At 70.1% G+C, this 16,112-nt stretch carries 14 protein-coding genes; 10 read left to right on the top strand and 4 right to left on the bottom strand.

The features are described from left to right. Nucleotides 1-25: 25 nt before the first annotated feature. Complete coding sequence (locus ABD378_RS01305) at nt 26-946, bottom strand: alpha/beta hydrolase family protein (protein ID WP_344518359.1); 921 nt, start codon at nt 944-946, stop codon at nt 26-28. Nucleotides 947-1,016: 70 nt separating this feature from the next. After that, nucleotides 1,017-1,322 carry a hypothetical protein gene (locus ABD378_RS01300; RefSeq protein ID WP_344518358.1) on the bottom strand — a complete coding sequence of 102 codons (306 nt, stop codon included), beginning with the start codon at nt 1,320-1,322 and terminating at the stop codon, nt 1,017-1,019. A gap of 142 nt (nt 1,323-1,464) precedes the next feature. Between ABD378_RS01300 and ABD378_RS01295 the strand changes: the two genes are divergently transcribed. The 5 genes from ABD378_RS01295 to ABD378_RS01275 all read left to right on the top strand — a co-directional run bounded on the left by ABD378_RS01295 (nt 1,465) and on the right by ABD378_RS01275 (nt 5,631). Next, on the top strand, nt 1,465-1,833 hold the full coding sequence (locus tag ABD378_RS01295) for an arsenate reductase family protein (protein ID WP_344518357.1): 369 nt from the start codon (nt 1,465-1,467) through the stop codon (nt 1,831-1,833). A gap of 170 nt (nt 1,834-2,003) precedes the next feature. Beyond that, nucleotides 2,004-2,474 carry a hypothetical protein gene (locus tag ABD378_RS01290; RefSeq protein ID WP_344518356.1) on the top strand — a complete coding sequence of 157 codons (471 nt, stop codon included), beginning with the start codon at nt 2,004-2,006 and terminating at the stop codon, nt 2,472-2,474. Nucleotides 2,475-2,630: 156 nt separating this feature from the next. Next, the gene (glnII, locus tag ABD378_RS01285; RefSeq protein ID WP_344518355.1) at nt 2,631-3,650 is read left to right on the top strand and encodes a glutamine synthetase; all 1,020 of its coding nucleotides are present in this window, start codon (nt 2,631-2,633) and stop codon (nt 3,648-3,650) included. A gap of 314 nt (nt 3,651-3,964) precedes the next feature. Continuing rightward, nucleotides 3,965-4,552, top strand: a complete 588-nt coding sequence (locus ABD378_RS01280; RefSeq protein WP_344518354.1) for a winged helix-turn-helix domain-containing protein — start codon at nt 3,965-3,967, stop codon at nt 4,550-4,552. Between the two features lie 83 nt (nt 4,553-4,635). Further along, nucleotides 4,636-5,631 carry an NAD-dependent epimerase/dehydratase family protein gene (locus tag ABD378_RS01275; RefSeq protein WP_344518353.1) on the top strand — a complete coding sequence of 332 codons (996 nt, stop codon included), beginning with the start codon at nt 4,636-4,638 and terminating at the stop codon, nt 5,629-5,631. A 120-nt stretch (nt 5,632-5,751) separates the two neighbouring features. On the opposite strand, the gene ABD378_RS01270 is transcribed toward ABD378_RS01275, so the two are convergent. Continuing rightward, nucleotides 5,752-7,941 carry an MMPL family transporter gene (locus tag ABD378_RS01270; RefSeq protein WP_344518352.1) on the bottom strand — a complete coding sequence of 730 codons (2,190 nt, stop codon included), beginning with the start codon at nt 7,939-7,941 and terminating at the stop codon, nt 5,752-5,754. A gap of 230 nt (nt 7,942-8,171) precedes the next feature. Between ABD378_RS01270 and ABD378_RS01265 the strand changes: the two genes are divergently transcribed. The 3 genes from ABD378_RS01265 (at nt 8,172) to ABD378_RS01255 (ending at nt 11,681) form a co-directional block, all read left to right on the top strand. Continuing rightward, nucleotides 8,172-9,443, top strand: a complete 1,272-nt coding sequence (locus ABD378_RS01265; RefSeq protein WP_344518351.1) for a sensor histidine kinase — start codon at nt 8,172-8,174, stop codon at nt 9,441-9,443. Further along, nucleotides 9,428-10,078, top strand: a complete 651-nt coding sequence (locus ABD378_RS01260) for a LuxR C-terminal-related transcriptional regulator (protein WP_160504692.1) — start codon at nt 9,428-9,430, stop codon at nt 10,076-10,078. The genes ABD378_RS01265 and ABD378_RS01260 overlap by 16 nt, the downstream gene beginning before the upstream one ends. Before the next feature lie 88 nt (nt 10,079-10,166). Next, nucleotides 10,167-11,681, top strand: coding sequence for a DUF1996 domain-containing protein (locus tag ABD378_RS01255; protein WP_344518350.1), 1,515 nt, complete (start codon nt 10,167-10,169; stop codon nt 11,679-11,681). Between the two features lie 80 nt (nt 11,682-11,761). Here the strand turns inward: ABD378_RS01255 and ABD378_RS01250 are convergent, their stop codons facing one another. Beyond that, nucleotides 11,762-12,214: a hypothetical protein gene (locus tag ABD378_RS01250; protein ID WP_344518393.1), complete on the bottom strand. Its 453-nt coding sequence runs from the start codon at nt 12,212-12,214 to the stop codon at nt 11,762-11,764. 153 nt (nt 12,215-12,367) lie between these two features. Between ABD378_RS01250 and ABD378_RS01245 the strand changes: the two genes are divergently transcribed. Together ABD378_RS01245 and ABD378_RS01240 are read left to right on the top strand one after the other, a co-directional pair. Then, nucleotides 12,368-15,493 carry an alpha-N-acetylglucosaminidase gene (locus tag ABD378_RS01245; protein ID WP_344518349.1) on the top strand — a complete coding sequence of 1,042 codons (3,126 nt, stop codon included), beginning with the start codon at nt 12,368-12,370 and terminating at the stop codon, nt 15,491-15,493. A 109-nt stretch (nt 15,494-15,602) separates the two neighbouring features. Continuing rightward, nucleotides 15,603-16,097: a tetratricopeptide repeat protein gene (locus tag ABD378_RS01240; RefSeq protein ID WP_344518348.1), complete on the top strand. Its 495-nt coding sequence runs from the start codon at nt 15,603-15,605 to the stop codon at nt 16,095-16,097. Nucleotides 16,098-16,112: the final 15 nt, after the last annotated feature.

Here is a 16,112-nt window from a genome sequence, read left to right as displayed (position 1 = left end):
CTCAGCTTCCGCTGCGATCCGGACCTCAGCTTCCGCCCGCCACCGCCCACGCCGCCACCCTCTTGGCCAGCGCCCCGCCCGCCCGCGTCCACGCGAAGTGGTCCAGAGGGCCGCCCGCCTCCTGCGCGGAGTACCGCAGGCGGGTGACGCGGGCCGCGGGCACCTTGCCGACGAGGTGGTCGACGGCGGGTGCGGGGGCCCAGGTGTCGCCCTCGACGCGGACCACGAGGACGGGCAGGTCGAGATTGCGCAGGGCGGCCTCGTAGTCGTGCGGTGAGCCGGGGGACGAGTAGCGGCCCGTACGCCCCTGCCGCGCCCAGTCCCGCATGACGCCCTTGGACTGGTTGCCGCCGAAGCCGAGCTTTGTCCCTGGCCAGCGGCCGAGCAGGGTCGACGTCGCCGCGATGAACAGCTCACCGACGAGCAGCAAAGGCCCGCGCAGGGGGCCGTACGCACGGAACCAGACAGAGCCCGAGGCGACGAGGGCGACTCCGTCGACGCCGGGGCCGATCCCCAACGCGGCGTGCACGAGCCCCAGTTGGCCGCCCATGCTGTGGCCGAGAAGGTACAGCGGGGGCTCCGGGCCCAGTTCGGCGCGTATCGCCTCGATGACCGCCACGATGTCCTGCTCGACGATCGTGCGGTAGCCGTGGTCGACGGCGTCCGCGTCCGTCACCCGCGGGGTGCTCTCCCCCTGCCCGCGCATGTCCACGGTCAGGGCGGTGAGCCCCTCCGCGTGCAACTGGCGTGCGAACGCGCGGTAGTAGCGGGCCGGGGTGCCCATGGCGGGCAGGATCAGGACGGCCGGCGCGGGGCGGGGCGATGCCTCGCTCCCGCGCAGGCCGCGGACGGGAAACCGTGCCCCGTCCGGGAGTTGAGCGGTCACGAGCAGCGGCAGCTCGCCTGCGGGCTCCTGCTGGGCGGGGACGGATTCCGGCTGAGTCATGCGGTCAGCATGAACCACGCGTACGGGCGGAGGCCGCCTGGGCCCCACCCGTACGCGTCCGCGCGACAGTTCAGCGGCTGTACCGCATCAGGGCGCGCACCATATGGCAGGTGATGTCCGACGGCGGATGGATTCCCACGTCCTCCGCCATGCTCCGGATCCTGGCGTTGTCGGCTTGGTTCGGCATATAGACGCCCGAGTCGAGCAGGGCTATCGCCAGGCGCATGGCCTTCAGGCGCCGGTTGTGCATGATGTACCACTCGCGCGGCCGGCCGGCAGGGAGCGGTCGCTTCTCCAGTGGTGCGTACGTCGGGTCGATGAACACGGGCCGGGAAGCGTTGCGCTTCGACTTAGATGTGAGTGCGGCAGCGGGCACAGGCATCCTCCTGTCGCGATCAGGACCCCCGTCGGGAACCCTCGAACATTGCTTCAATTCTACTGCCGGGCACTGACAATCGCCGCTGGCCAGACGGCCTTTGGGGAGGTGTGACGGGTGGGTCGCGGGTAGCGTGTGCGGCATGGAGATCTGGATCAATCCCGCCTGCTCGAAGTGCCGCAGCGCGCTCACGCTGCTCGACGCGGAGGGCGCCGACTACACCGTCCGCCGCTACCTCGACGACGTCCCCTCCGAGGACGAGATCCGCGCCGTCCTGGAGCGGCTCGGTCTGGAGCCGTGGGACATCACGCGCACCCAGGAGGACGCCGCCAAGGAGCTGAACCTGAAGGACCGCGAGGCCTGGCCGCGCGACGCGTCCGGCCGCGACCGCTGGATCACGGCGCTCGCCGAGCACCCCAAGCTCATCCAGCGGCCCATCATCACCGCCGACGACGGCACCGCGGTGGTGGGGCGCACGGAGGAGGCGGTGCGGGACGCGCTGTCCCGGTAGCCGCCGAGCGGGCGGCCGAGCGGGCAGCCGAGCGGGCGGCCGAGCGCGGCGCAGATGACGGCCGACCGATGGGTCATATCCGTCAAACCGTTACACATGCCTCCATAGCGTTGGGGACTCCACACGCCGTCGGCCGGACGAAGGATCCGGGGAACGGAAAGGAGCGCGCCGTGCGGAGCCTGATGTGCGAAGGCGTATACGGAACCATCCTCGCGAGCGCGCTGATCGCGGCGCTGCACTCGGAGAAGCAGGCATACACGCCCTTCTACGACGCGGCCTGGATCATGGTGACCGCGGGCACCGCCGCCCTCGCGCACGGATACGCGCACCACATGTCCGCGCACCGGCCGGGATCGGGCCTGCACCGGTGGCGGCAGCTGGCCCGGGAGCTCATGGACGAGTGGCCGGTGGTCGTCGCCTGCTGGCCCACCGTGGGGCTGCTCCTGCTCGCCGGGACCTTCGGCTGGTCCGAGGCGCCCGTCACCTACTCCGCGCTCCTCCTGAACGCGGCCCTCCTCCTCGGCTGGGGCACCTTCGCCGCGCTCCGGGCGGGATACCGGCGGCGCTCGGCCTTGCTGCTCGGCATGGCGGACGCGACGATCGGGCTGCTGATCGCGGCGGCCAACGCCGTCATCAAATGACGCGGGACGTGAAGTGGGCCACATCCACCGCTGGTAACACGGGGTTCACATTCGAGCAATGGACGGGAAATCGCCTGTTGGCAGGCTGCCCGCATCACCACGGCACCGCAGCACCCGCACGTTCTGCGCCGTACCGAGCATTTAAAGGATGGCCCCGTGACCTTCAAGGCTGAGTACATCTGGATCGACGGCACCGAGCCGACCGCCAAGCTCCGTTCGAAGACGAAGATAATGGCGGACGGCGCGGAGCTCCCCAACTGGGGCTTCGACGGATCCAGCACCAACCAGGCCAAGGGTCACGCCTCCGACCGTGTGCTCAAGCCGGTCTTCACCTGCCCCGACCCCATCCGCGGCGGCGACGACGTACTCGTGCTGTGCGAGGTCCTCAACACGGACATGACGCCGCACGAGACCAACACCCGTGCCGCGCTCGTCGAGCTCGAGGAGCGGTTCGCCTCGCAGGAGCCGATCTTCGGCATCGAGCAGGAGTACACCTTCTTCGAGGGCGACCGCCCGCTCGGCTTCCCCGTCGGCGGCTTCCCGGCCGCGCAGGGCGGCTACTACTGCGGTGTCGGCGCGGACGAGATCTTCGGCCGTGACGTCGTCGAGGCGCACCTGGAGAACTGCCTCAAGGCGGGCCTCGGGATCTCCGGCATCAACGCCGAGGTCATGCCGGGCCAGTGGGAGTTCCAGGTCGGCCCGCTCGCCCCGCTGGAGGTCTCCGACCAGCTGTGGATCGCCCGTTGGCTGCTCTACCGCACCGCCGAGGACTTCAAGGTGTCGGCCACGCTCGACCCGAAGCCGGTGAAGGGCGACTGGAACGGCGCGGGCGCGCACACCAACTTCTCGACCAAGGCGATGCGTGAGGGCTACGCGCCGATCATCACCGCCTGCGAGTCCCTCGGCGAGGGCTCGAAGCCGCTCGACCACGTCAAGAACTACGGCGCAGGCATCGACGACCGTCTGACCGGCCTGCACGAGACCGCTCCGTGGGACGAGTACAAGTACGGCGTCTCGGACCGCGGCGCTTCGGTCCGCATCCCGTGGCAGGTCGAGGTGGAGCAGAAGGGCTACATCGAGGACCGCCGCCCGAACGCGAACGTCGACCCGTACGTCGTGACGCGGCTGCTCGTCGACACCTGCTGCACCGCCCTGGAGAAGGCCGGCCAGGTCTGATCCCGCTCTCCTTGTACGTTCCTGAAGGGGGCGCCCGCCGATTCGGCGGGCGCCCCCTTCGGCATGGGAGACCGCTGCCCCTCCCATCTGCTTCAATGGGGTCATGGGCAGCTACGGGAACACCGCGACGGGTCGTCACCACGACCTCGAGCCGTTCTGGCCTTCCCGTCAGCACCATGACTTCGACCGGGTGTGTTGCCGCGCGATGAACGCGCAGGCCCGCTAAAGCCGTTCACCCGGCCTTCGCCTGACGCGCACGACGTACGTACGTCCTTGACGACTGACGACTCCTCCGCGCGAAAGAGCTGACTTCCATGGCGAACTCTCGTTCCTTCTCGGCATCCACCGCTTCCACCGCCACCGCCACGCCCCTGACCAGCCCCGCCCGTGGGCGGCTGCGGGCCGTCGCCCCGGACGAGGTGGCGCAGATCACCGACTTCCTGCCGCCGGGCGCGACCTGGCTGCCCGCGCCCCAGCACACGCTGCCCACCCTGCCGGGCCAGCCGCCGATGATCGGCTACCTGGTCCTCGTACCGGCCGGGCAGGAGCCCGTCACCGCCGAGCCCGAGCCGCTCCAGGTGACCGGGCAGGAGCAGGGGCCTGCTTCCGGTGGGCCTGTCCGGGTCGACACCGTACAGCGGGCGGCACAGGTCGACGGCAGGCAGCTCGACCTCACCTATCTGGAGTTCGAGCTGCTCGCGCATCTCGTCGCCCACCCCCACCGGGTGCACACGCGCGACCAGTTGGTCACCACGGTGTGGGGGTACGGGCACGTGGGCGACGGGCGCACCGTCGACGTCCACATCGCACGGCTGCGGCGCAAGCTCGGCGCCGAGCACCGCCAGACGATCCAGACGGTGCGACGGGTGGGCTACAAGTACGCACCGCCGGCAACCCGCTGACCTCCGGGTTCCCTGGGGGGCCGGGCTCTGCCGCTAGCAGAACCCGGTTCCCCGGGCGGCGCGTGACGTGCAGAGTCGTCGCCATGAGACTTCTGATGCTGGGTGGTACGGAGTTCGTGGGGCGGGCCATCGTCGAGGCGGCGCTCGCGCGTGGCTGGGAGGTGACGGTCTTCCATCGCGGACGCCATGAGGCACCCGCCGGTGCGGTGTCGCTGTTCGGTGACCGTACGGCGGAGGGCGGCCTCGACGCGCTCGCCGCCTTCGACGGGGAGTGGGACGTCGTCGTCGACACGTGGTCGGGGGCGCCGCGTGTCGTGCGGGAGTCGGCGCGGCTGCTCGCGGGGCGGGCCGGACGGTATGTGTATGTGTCGAGCGGGTCCGTGTACCGGTATCCGGGGGTCGCGGGTTCGGACGAGAACTACCCCCTGGTCGAGGGAGATCCCGACGCGGATTCGGTGGCGTACGCCGAGGACAAGCGGGGCGGGGAGCTCGCGGCCGTCGGGGAGTTCGGCGCCGAGCGCACGGTGCTGGCCCGTGCGGGGCTGATCCTGGGCCCGTACGAAAACGTCGGGCGGCTGCCGTGGTGGCTGAACCGGGTCGCCCGGGGCGGGCCCGTGCTTGCCCCGGGGCCACGGGAGTTGGACCTGCAGTTCGTCGACGTGCGGGACCTCGCGGAGTGGGTCGTCGACGCGGCCTTCGCGGGTCTGCACGGCCCTTACAACATCGTCTCCCCCATCGCGCACACCACGATGGGGGAATTCCTTCAGGCGTGCGTGGCGGTGGCGGGCGCGGCCGACGTGGAACTGCGGTGGACCGACCCCTCGGTCATCGCCGAGCACGGCATCGAGCCGTGGTCGCAGCTCCCGGTGTGGCTCCCGCCGGGCGAGCTGCACGACACCATGCACCGCACCTCGACGGAGAAGGCGGTGGCCGCCGGGCTCCGGTCGCGGCCGGTCGCGGAGACGGTCGCGGACACGTGGGCCTGGATCCAGTCCCTCGGCGGGGTGGCACCGCAGCTGCCCGACCGGGGAGCGAAGGGCGTTCCCCCGGAGTTGGAGGCGAAGGCGCTGGGCTTGTAACGGGAAATGCGGGGCGGCCGGGCTGGGTATCTCCAGCCCGGCCGCCCCGCAAGGGGCGCGGGGAACTGCGCGACAAGCCCCCACCGGGCCCGCAGCCAACCCCACCTCCCAACGCAGCACCTACATCGTGGCCGACGGAACCGGCCGGGGGGCAGACTGCTCAGGTGCCGGCCCCTCGCCGTGAGAGACCCGCGGCAGCCACGAAAGCCACCGCGGCGTACGCCAGTTCCGCTCGCCCAGGAGCGTCATCAGGGACGGCAACAGCACCATCCGTACGACCGTCGCGTCCAGCAGGACCGCCACGCCCAGGCCCACGCCCATCTGCTGCATGTCCTGCATGGACAGGGTGCCGAAGACCCCGAAGACCGCCACCATGATCACGGCCGCGCCGGTCACCGCGCCCGCGGTCCGTGTGATGCCCTCGCGGATCGCCGCGCGGTTGTCCAGGCCGCTGTCCCGCGCCTCACGGATCCGCGAGACCACGAACACGTGGTAGTCCATCGACAGGCCGAAAAGGACCACGAGGACGAACAGCGGCATCCAGTTCTCGATCGCCCCCACCTGCTCGGAGCCGATCAGCTCCGCGCCCCAGCCGTGCTGGAAGACCGCAGTCATCACACCGTAAGCGGCGCCCACCGAAAGGAGGTTGAGGCCGATGGACGTCACCGCGATCACCACCGAGCGGAAGCTGAAGAGCATCAGCAGGAACGTCACCGCCGCGATGAAGGCGAACACCGGCACGATGCCCTTGCTGAGCTGGTCGCTGAAGTCCTCGGACGAGGCGAGGTCACCGCCGACGTACGCCTGCGCGTCCAGGCCGTCGAAGGCCGCGGGGACCACGTCGTCCCGCAGCTCGCCGAGCGCCTTCTTCGACTCCGCGCCACTGCCGTCACCGGGCAGCGGTACGTCGATCTCGGCCACGCCCGCGCTCTTGTGGACGGTGAGTTCGGCGCCCTTGCCGGCGTCCCGCATCACCGCCGCAAGCGCGGCCCGCGTCTCCTTCGACTCGATGTCGCCCGCGTGGTCCGCCTTGACGACCACCTGGGCAGGCGCGGGGCCGCCCGGGAACTCATCGGTGATCTCCCGGAACGAGACCGACAGCGGGGCGTCGGAGCCGAACTGCTTCTCCAGGCCCAGCTGTTCGGTCTTCATGCCGAGCGCGGGAGCGGCGAGCGCGAGCAGCAGGACCGCGGAGCCGACGGCGAAGAACTTCGGCTTGGCGAGGACGGGGCGAAGCAGCTTGCCCGCGATGCCGCCGCTGGCGTGCACGCCCTTCTTGTTCTTGCGGTTCAGGAACGGGATGCGCCCCGCGTTGATCCGGTCGCCGAGGGCGGAGAGCAGCGCAGGAAGCACCGTCACGGAGCCCAGCATCGCCACGCACACCACCAGGATCGTGGCGACGGCGAAGCCCTTGAAGAGCAGCAGGCCGGACAGGAACATGCCCGCCATGGCGACCATCACCGTCAGTCCTGAGACAAGCACGGCACGGCCGCTGGTGGCCGCCGCGATCCGCAGCGCGGTCTCGGCGTCATGTCCCGCGGCCCGCTCGTCCCGCTCGCGCCGCAGATAGAACAGGCAGTAGTCGACGCCGACCGCGAGCCCCATCAGGAACATCACCGAGTACGTCGTCTCGAACAGGTGCAGTTGGTGACTGGCGAGCGAGAGCAGGCCGAAGGCCCCCATGCACGCGGTCAGCGCGAGTCCGACCGGAAGCAGCGCCGCGACCACGGCCCCGAAGGCCACCAGGAGAATGCCGAGCGCCAACGGCACCGCGGTGAACTCGGCCCGGGTGAGATCGTCCGAGAGCAGGTCGCCGAGGTGCTTCTCGGAGCTCGCGTCGCCGAACTGGTAGACGGAGATGCCGTTCGCGGCCCCGTCGTCCTTGGCCTTCTGCACCGCGTCGAGCACCGGTTGCACGCGGTCGGCCGCGTCGTCGGACGCGCCCTTCATCTCGAAGCGGAGCAGCGCGTCCTTGCCGTCCTCGGAGGGCAGCGGCGCCTGCATCTCCCGTGTATCGCCGGTCGCGGTCAGGGCCTTGGAGAGGTCGCTCGCCGCGTCCCGCCAGCCGTCCGCGGTCTTGGAGCTGACCATGACGAGCTCACCGGCGGGCTCTTCGACGCCCGCGTCCTGAAGGATCGTCGCGGCCCGGCCCGAGTCGCCGACCCCCATCTCGTCGTCGGACGCGGTGACCATGCCCGAGGCCCCGCCGATGGTCGTGGCGAGCACGACGAAGAGCAGCCAGCCGAGGATGGCCGTCTTCCGGTGGTGTGCGCTCCACACACCGAGTCGTGCCGCGAGGTTTGGCCTCATGGCGTTTCGCCCCCATAAGTAAGCCTTGGATAAGCCGGTTGATGACGTGGCCAACGCTAGAAATCCGGGGCCCGCCCACCCAGCCGCCGAAGCCCCCACTGTCCGAAGCACAGGGCCATGAACAGGGGTGTCGTCAGGTACACCCCCGCTCGGGTGCCGGACCCAATGACCCGCGCCGATCCCAGCGGCGAGAATGCGTTCATGACGCTTGAAGAGATGGGGATCAGAAAATGACGAGGGTCCGTGAATCCGTGATCGCGGGAGCCCGCGGGCTCTACCTGGCGATCGCCACGCTCGCCGGTTCGATCACTCTCTTTGTGCTGTCGGTCCTTTCGATCGCCTTCATCCTGCTCGGCATCGGCGTCTTCACGACTCCGGTGGTCCTGACCGGCGTACGCGAGTGGGCCGGCCTGCGCCGTGCCCAGGCCGGCGCGTGGTCGGACGTGAGCATCCCGACTCCTTACCGCCCGTTCCCCGCGGACCTGCGCAGCGGCGTCACCGGACAGGTGGAGCGCACCTCGCTGATGCTGAAGGACCCGGCGACCTGGCGTGATCTGCAGTGGCTGCTCGTCGACATGACCGCCGGTTTCGTCACGGTGATCCTCGCGCCCTCGCTGCTGCTCTACTGGGTGTACGGCTATGTCCTCGCCCTGGGCGTCTGGGAGCCGATCTACAACGCGGGCGGCGGCGAGTGGTACGGCTTCATCCACGTCACCTCGCAGTCCACCGCCAACATGGCCGCCCTGCTCGGCACCGCGCTCGGCGTCACCGGCGTCTTCGCCAACCCCTCCATCGTGCGCGGCCACTTCCTCCTGGCCCGGACGCTCCTCGCGCCCACCGCCTCGATGCGGGAGCGTGAACTGGCCCAGCGCGTCGACCGGTTGACCGAGACCCGCCACGACGCCGTGGACTCGTCCGCCGCCGAGCTGCGCCGCATCGAGCGGGATCTGCACGACGGCGCACAGGCCCGCCTGGTCGCGATGGGCATGGACCTCGGCACCATCGAGGCGATGATCGAGAAGGACCCCGCCAAGGCCAAGGAAATGATCGCCAAGGCCCGGCAGAACTCCGGCGAGGCGCTGACCGAGCTGCGTGACCTGGTGCGCGGCATCCACCCGCCGGTCCTTGCCGAGCGTGGCCTCGGCGACGCGGTGAAGGCCCTGGCGCTGCGCCTTCCGGTACAGACGGACGTCGACGTGGAGCTGTTCGGGCGGGCCGATGAGCCGGTGGAGGCGGCCGCGTACTTCGCGGTGAGCGAGTCCCTGACGAACACCATCAAGCACGCGGGCGCGGACCGCGTCTGGGTGGACATCCACCACGCGGAGGGCATGCTGCGCATCGCGATCACCGACAACGGCAAGGGCGGCGCGTCCATCGGGGCGGGGTCAGGGCTGAGCGGGATCGAACGCCGACTCGGTACATTCGACGGCGTACTGGCCGTCAGCAGTCCCGCGGGCGGCCCGACCATGGTGACCATGGAGATCCCTTGCGAGTTGTCCTAGCCGAAGATCTCTTCCTGCTGCGCGACGGTCTGGTCCGGATGCTGGAGGCATTCGACTTCGAGATCGCCGCCGCTGTCGAGACCGGGCCCGAACTCACCAAGGCCCTGGCCGAGTTGGAGCCGGACGTCGCCGTGGTCGATGTACGGCTTCCGCCGTCCCACACGGACGAGGGACTGCAGTGCGCGCTCGCCGCGCGGCGGGCACGGCCCGGGCTGCCCGTGCTCGTGCTCTCCCAGCACGTGGAGCAGCTGTACGCGCGCGAGCTGCTCGCGGACGGGAACGGCGGGGTCGGCTATCTCCTGAAGGACCGGGTCTTCGACGCCGAACAGTTCATCGACGCCGTACGCCGGGTCGCCGCGGGCGGCACCGCGATGGACCCGCAGGTGATCCAGCAGCTTCTGTCACGGCGGTCGGCGGACCAGCCGCTCGGCAAACTGACGCCGCGCGAGCGCGAGGTGCTCGAACTCATGGCGCAGGGCCGGTCGAACGCGGCGATCGCCGGGGAACTCGTCGTGACGGAGCGGGCAATCGCCAAGCACACGTCCAATATCTTCGGGAAACTGGACCTTTCGGTCTCGGACGACGACAACCGGCGCGTCCTCGCCGTACTCGCCTATCTGGATCAAGGACGTTGAGAAGATCACCGGTGAGCTTCCCGGAGGGAATGCCGGGGAATTCCGCGCGTGATTGAACGGGGCCGACTCCTGTTGCGTACGTAGTCCCATGGGACGCACACCACGACGCACATCACGGAAACGATCAAAACTCGCCGGGCGCGCGATCGCCGCCTCGGCGGCGCTAATCCTGGGCGGCGGCGGAATGGTCGCGGTGAATGTCTACGCGAACGCCGGGGAAAGCTCCGGTTCGCCGTCCGCCAGGACCCAGTCCGGCCAGCAGGGCGGCAATCTGGGGTTGGCGACCATCAGCTGCCCGGATGTCGGCACCCAGCTGTCGGATGTGCCGGACGGCGCCCGCCAGGACGTCGACCGGCAACTCGCGGAGCTGGACACCCAGATCACCGCCGCGTACGAGAAGTTCGCCGAGGCACAGGACACCGAGCAGGCCGAGGCCGTGCTCGAACCGCTGGAGGAGCAGCGGCGGCCGACGATCGAGGGCATCGGCTCCTCGATCGACCAGGCGGGCGGGCAGCCACCCCAAGGAATGGACGGCATGGCGCCGTGCACCATGCGGGCGGATGACTCGACCAGGCAGCAGCAGCCCCCGCAGGACGGGGACGGCGGGCAGGAACAGCCTCCGCAGGACGGCGGCGAACAACCGCCCGGCGACGGTGACGGGGGCGAGCAGCCACCCGGTGACGGAGCGGAGCAGCCGCCGGACCAGCAGAACGGCAACGGACCCGAGGCCGGCGACTTCGTCGACATCAACTCCGTCCAGCCCAACGTCAACCGCCCCGACAAACAGCGCGGCGCCTCGCGCGGCACGTTCACCACGAAATGCGGGACGAACGAGAACGGCAAGTTCAATCCGGACAATGTCATCGCCGCGCCCGGCGTGAGCAATGGCGCTCACCATATGCACGATTACGTCGGCAATCAGGCCACGGACGCCTTCTCCGGAGATGACGATCTCGCGAACGGCGACACCACGTGCCGGAACCAGGGGGACAAGTCCACCTATTACTGGCCGGTCCTGAGGCTGCAGAACGGACAGGACGAGAACGACGCCCAGGCGGACGGCGGCGGCAAGGACCAGAATGTCGGCGAGATCCAGACACCGTCCTCGGTCACGCTGAAATTCGCCGGGAATCCGACGGGCAAGGTCGTCGCGATGCCGCGCTTCCTGCGCATCATCACCGGTGACGCCAAGGCGCTCACCAATGGTGACGTGAACGCCAACGCGTCCTGGAGCTGCACGGGCTTCGAGGACCGGCAGCTGAAGGACAAGTATCCGATCTGCCCCGAAGGCAGCCAGGTCGTACGGACCTTCAACTTCCAGAGCTGCTGGGACGGTCAGAACACCGACAGCGCCAACCACCGTACGCACGTGGCCTTCGCCGACCAGGAGAGCGGTGCCTGCCCGCAGGGGTTCAAGGCCATTCCGCAGCTGGTGCAGCGCATCGTGTACGACGTGCCGCCCGGTCCTGGATTCGCGGTCGACTCGTTCCCCGAGCAGCTGCACAAGCCGATCACCGATCACGGTGACTTCATCAACGTCTTCGACGAGGGCCTGATGAACCGCATGGCCAAGTGCATCAACAGCGGCCAGCGCTGCAACTGAGCCAACCCGCCCTACCGACCGCCCGACCCGCCCGACCGACAGACCCCCTACGCAAGCTGACCCCCCGTACCGCTGCGCGGTCAGCTCGTGTGGTGACCGGAGTGGCCCGATTGCCCCGGGCTCTTGTCCTCGTGATCCCCACCACCGCTACTCCCCGAGTGGTGCGAGGACTTCTCCACCGTCCCACCGAGCCGGCCGCGCAGCCGCATGACCACTTTCTCCTCGCCGACCGCGATCCACTTCTTGCCGACGAGGTACGTGCCGCCGTAATCGGTCGCCTCGTCGAACCATTCGGCCTGGCCACGGGCATTTGTAAAGGTTACTAGGACGTAGCGGCGGGCACCTTTGTCACAGGTGGCCTGCCGCAGTTCGGCCGCGTCCGTCTGGATGTCGGGCTTGCATCGCGCCTTGGCCGCCAGCTGCTCCAGGCTGCCGCTCGCCGTGTCCGGCACCGCGTCGTCGCCGTCCGAGCCGCACGCCACAAGCATCAGCAGCAGTCCCGCACCCATGCCCGTACGCATGCGCCCACGCATGCCCTTGCTCACGCCCGCAAGCGTCTTCCGCGCTGCCTTCATCGTCCCACCAGTCCCTTCAGGCGAGGTGAACTCGCCATCTCCGTATGCACCGTTGAGCGCAGGACGCCGCACGGATACCGTGCGCCGCACCATTCGACCCAGGGGGTACACATGACCGATCCGTCCCGACGTTCCGTGCTCGGCACCGCCGGGGCCATCGGCCTCGGTGCCGCCGTCGGCGGTGTGGCGGTTCCGTCCCACGCCGCCGAGGGGCCCGTCCAGGGCCCCGCCTTCGCCTTCGATACGGATTCCGCGCGCTCAGCACTCAACAGACTCCTGCCGCATCACGCGGAACAGTTCCGACTCAGACTCGTCCCCGCGAAGGGCGGCGCGGACCGCTTCCGGGTTTCGGGCACGACGGGGCGCATCGACGTGTCCGGCACGACGCCTGCTGTGCTGCTCACCGGGGTCCACTGGTACCTGAAGTACACCTGCGGGGCCCATATCACCTGGAACGGCGACCAGTTGGACCTGCCGAACAGGCTCCCCGCGCCGTCGCGCCCGCTGGAGCGGTCCACCTCGCTCCCGCACCGGTTCGCCCTGAACGACACGAACGACGGGTACACCGCGCCGTACGCCGACTGGGCGTACTGGGAGCGCATGATCGACGTGCTCGCCCTGCACGGCTGCAACGAGGTCCTGGTGATCGCGGGGGCGGAGGCCGTCTACCACCGGGTTCTCCAGGACTTCGGCTACAGCGACGCGGAGGCGCGCGCGTGGCTGCCCGCGCCGTCGCACCAGGCGTGGTGGCTGCTGCAGAACCTGTCGGGGTACGGAGGGCCGCTGTCGCCCGAAGTCATCGATCAGCGAGCCGAGTTGGGGCGCAGGATCGTGGACCGGCTGCGCTCCCTGGGGATGGCGCCTGTCCTTCCCGGCTACTACGGGCACGTTCCGGACGGGTTCGTGGCGCGCAACGGCGGGGACGCGCGGGTGGTGCCGCAGGGGATCTGGCACGGGTTCAAGCGACCTGACTGGCTCGACCCCCGGACCTCGTCCTTCGGGAAGGTCGCCGCCTCCTTCTACCGGCACCAGGAGCAGCTCTTCGGAGCGGCCGAGAACTTCAAGATGGACCTGCTGCACGAGGGCGGCACGGCCGGGGACGTCCCGGTGCCGGACGCGGCGCGCGGAGTGGAAGCGGCCCTGCGGAAGGCGCGCCCCGGTGCGACCTGGGTGATCCTGGGCTGGGAGGCCAATCCGCTGCCCGAGCTGCTCGACGCGATCGACCGGCGGCGGATGCTGATCGTGGACGGGGTCTCCGACCGGTACACGAGCGTCACCGACCGCGAGAAGGACTGGGGCGGAACGCCGTACGCGTTCGGCACCATCCCCAACTTCGGTGGCCGTACGACGATCGGCGCCCGGGCCCACATCTGGAACGAGAAGTTCTTCGCGTGGCGGGACAAGGGCGGCAGCGCGCTCGCGGGCACCGCGTTCATGCCGGAGGCGACGGACCGGGACCCGGCCGCGTTCGAGCTCTTCTCCGAACTCGCCTGGTCGGAGACGAAGTTGGACCTGAAGACCTGGTTCGACGGCTATGCGGGCTTCCGCTACGGCGGGCGGGACACCGATGCGAGTCGCGCCTGGCGGGCGCTGCACGACACCGCCTACCGGCACACCGCCGTCGAGCGGAGCGACCCGCACGACTCGCTGTTCGCCGCCCGCCCCGACCTGGCGGCGAACCGGGCCGCCGAGTACGCGCCACGTGCGATGACGTACGACCCCGGCCGCTTCGACGCGGCGCTCACCGGCCTCCTCGGGGTCCGTGGCGCGTTGCGGGGCAGTGCCGCGTACCGGTACGACGTGGTGGACGTCGCCCGGCAGGCGCTCGCGCACCGGAGCCGGCAGTTGCTGCCGCAGCTCCGGTCCGCGTACCGGCGCGAGGACGCGGACACCTTCCGCGCGCTGTCCACGCTGTGGCTGCGGCTGATGCGCCTGTCGGACGAACTGGTGGCGACCAACTCGGCGTTCCTGCTGGGCCCTTGGGTGGAGTCGGCGCGTCGGATGGGCACGAGTGACACGGAGCGGGCGGAGTTCGAGCGGACCGCCAAGGTGCTGATCACGGTGTGGGGTGACCGGGCGACGTCCGACGGCGGAAAGCTGCACGAGTACGGGAACCGTGAATGGGCCGGTCTGATGGCCGACTTCTATGTCCCCCGGTGGCAGAAGTGGCTCGACGAACTGGCCGACGCCCTGGCCTCGGGGCGTGAGCCGCGCGAGGTGGACTGGTTCGCGGTGGAGGAGCCGTGGACCCGGGAGCGCAAGGACTATCCGCTGCGGGGCATCGGCGACCCGTACCGGACCGCTTCACGGGTCCAGGACGTGCTGTCCCGCGCGCCCTACCAGGGCTCGCTGGAGGTCGTCGCCGACCCGCCGTCGCTTCCGCCCGGCGGGAGTGCGCGCGTCGAGGCCGTATTCCGCAACGTCAACGGCCTGCGGGCCACGGGCCGCGTCGACTTCCGGCTGAGCGGGATCGACGCGGAGCCCTCGGGTCCGGTGTCCCTGCCACGGGTCGCTCCTGCGGGCACGGGCAAGGTGGCGTGGCGCGCGAGCGCGCCGGGGACCCCGCTGGACCGTCCGCTGCGGCCGCTTCCGTACGAGATCGCTGTGCGGTACGGGCCTGCGGGCGAGCGGCGGGTGGAGGCCGTCCACGAGGGCGTGCTGTTCGAGGCGGGTCCGGTGGGGGCGAGCTGGAAGAGGTACTCCAACAACTCCGCGGTGTTCGGCGAGCTGGACGGCCGCTACGCGATCAACGGTGCGGGCGCGGACCTGTGGAAGGGCACGACGGAGTTCGGGACGCTGTACCGGGAGGGTGCCCTGCGGGACGGGGTCACGGTGACGGTCCGGGTCGATTCCCAGGCGGTGACGGGTCCTTGGGCGCGGGCGGGGCTCATCGCGCGCAACGCGATGGGGGTGGCGGGGTCACCCGGCTTCGTCGACCTCGCGGTCACTCCGGCGAACGGGGTGGTGCTGTCGTACGACACGAACGGCGACGGAACGCTGGACACGTACAAGCGGATCACGGGGATCAAGGCTCCGGTGCTGTTGCGTCTCGCGCGGGCGGGGGACACGGTGACGGGCTCGTGCTCGACGGACGGCGGGGCCAACTGGCGGGTGGTGGCGAGTGTGACGGTGCCGGGGGTTCCGGCGGCGCAGGATGTGGGGCTGTTCATGAGTGCGACCAATGGGGGCGACGGGGGGCGGGGGACTGTGGAGTTCAGTGAGTGGGGGGTCGGCTGAGGCGGATCGCGGCCCTGCGGTTCCAGCGCCGCCTTGGGGGCCGCGGGGCAATCGGGCGGGTGGGGAAAAGGCTTGTTCGGGCGGGGTTACGCCATGCGAAAGTGTGGCCATGGATATGGAGTGGGAAAAGCGGCTGGCCCATGCGTGGGCCACGGTCGAGGAGTACGACGACGGTCGCGGCGAGGAGTTTCGGGGGCTCGTCGACGCCTTGGTCGACGAGTTGCCCGAGGGGAGCCCCGTCGCCCCCTTCGAGCGGGCCTGCGCGTTCGACTCCACGGGGCACTCGGACCGTGCCGTGCCGCTGTACCAGGAAGCGTTGAAGAGAGGGCTCGACGGGTATCGGCGGCGTCGCACCCTGATCCAGCTCTCCAGTTCGCTGCGGAACATCGGGCGGCCGGAGGAGGGCGTCGCGCTCCTGACCCCTGAACTGGACGCCCCGAGCGATGAATTGGACGATGCCGTCCGGGCGACGCTCGCCCTCTGTCTGGCCAACCTCGGCCGCGAGCGCGAGGGCCTCGCCCTAGTTCTCGGCGCCCTCGCGCCCCATCTCCCCCGCTACCAGCGGTCGATGGGCAACTATGCGCGAGAGCTCACAGACGGGTGACCAACCGACGATTCG

It is taken from the genome of Streptomyces rectiviolaceus, assembly GCF_039533825.1.
In the GTDB taxonomy this organism is placed as follows: Bacteria; Actinomycetota; Actinomycetes; order Streptomycetales; family Streptomycetaceae; genus Streptomyces; species Streptomyces rectiviolaceus.
This window is presented reverse-complemented; position numbering and strand designations above follow the sequence as displayed.

Bases quoted from the DNA above. Each gene is read 5' to 3' on its own strand.
- ABD378_RS01245 (WP_344518349.1), top strand. From the start codon at position 12,368: ATGACCGATCCGTCCCGACGTTCCGTGCTCGGCACCGCCGGGGCCATC.
- ABD378_RS01280 (WP_344518354.1), top strand. From the start codon at position 3,965: ATGGCGAACTCTCGTTCCTTCTCGGCATCCACCGCTTCCACCGCCACC.
- ABD378_RS01240 (WP_344518348.1), top strand. From the start codon at position 15,603: ATGGATATGGAGTGGGAAAAGCGGCTGGCCCATGCGTGGGCCACGGTC.
- ABD378_RS01250 (WP_344518393.1), bottom strand. From the start codon at position 12,214: ATGCGTGGGCGCATGCGTACGGGCATGGGTGCGGGACTGCTGCTGATG.
- ABD378_RS01305 (WP_344518359.1), bottom strand. From the start codon at position 946: ATGACTCAGCCGGAATCCGTCCCCGCCCAGCAGGAGCCCGCAGGCGAG.
- ABD378_RS01275 (WP_344518353.1), top strand. From the start codon at position 4,636: ATGAGACTTCTGATGCTGGGTGGTACGGAGTTCGTGGGGCGGGCCATC.
- ABD378_RS01265 (WP_344518351.1), top strand. From the start codon at position 8,172: ATGACGAGGGTCCGTGAATCCGTGATCGCGGGAGCCCGCGGGCTCTAC.
- ABD378_RS01295 (WP_344518357.1), top strand. From the start codon at position 1,465: ATGGAGATCTGGATCAATCCCGCCTGCTCGAAGTGCCGCAGCGCGCTC.
- ABD378_RS01270 (WP_344518352.1), bottom strand. From the start codon at position 7,941: ATGAGGCCAAACCTCGCGGCACGACTCGGTGTGTGGAGCGCACACCAC.
- ABD378_RS01255 (WP_344518350.1), top strand. From the start codon at position 10,167: ATGGGACGCACACCACGACGCACATCACGGAAACGATCAAAACTCGCC.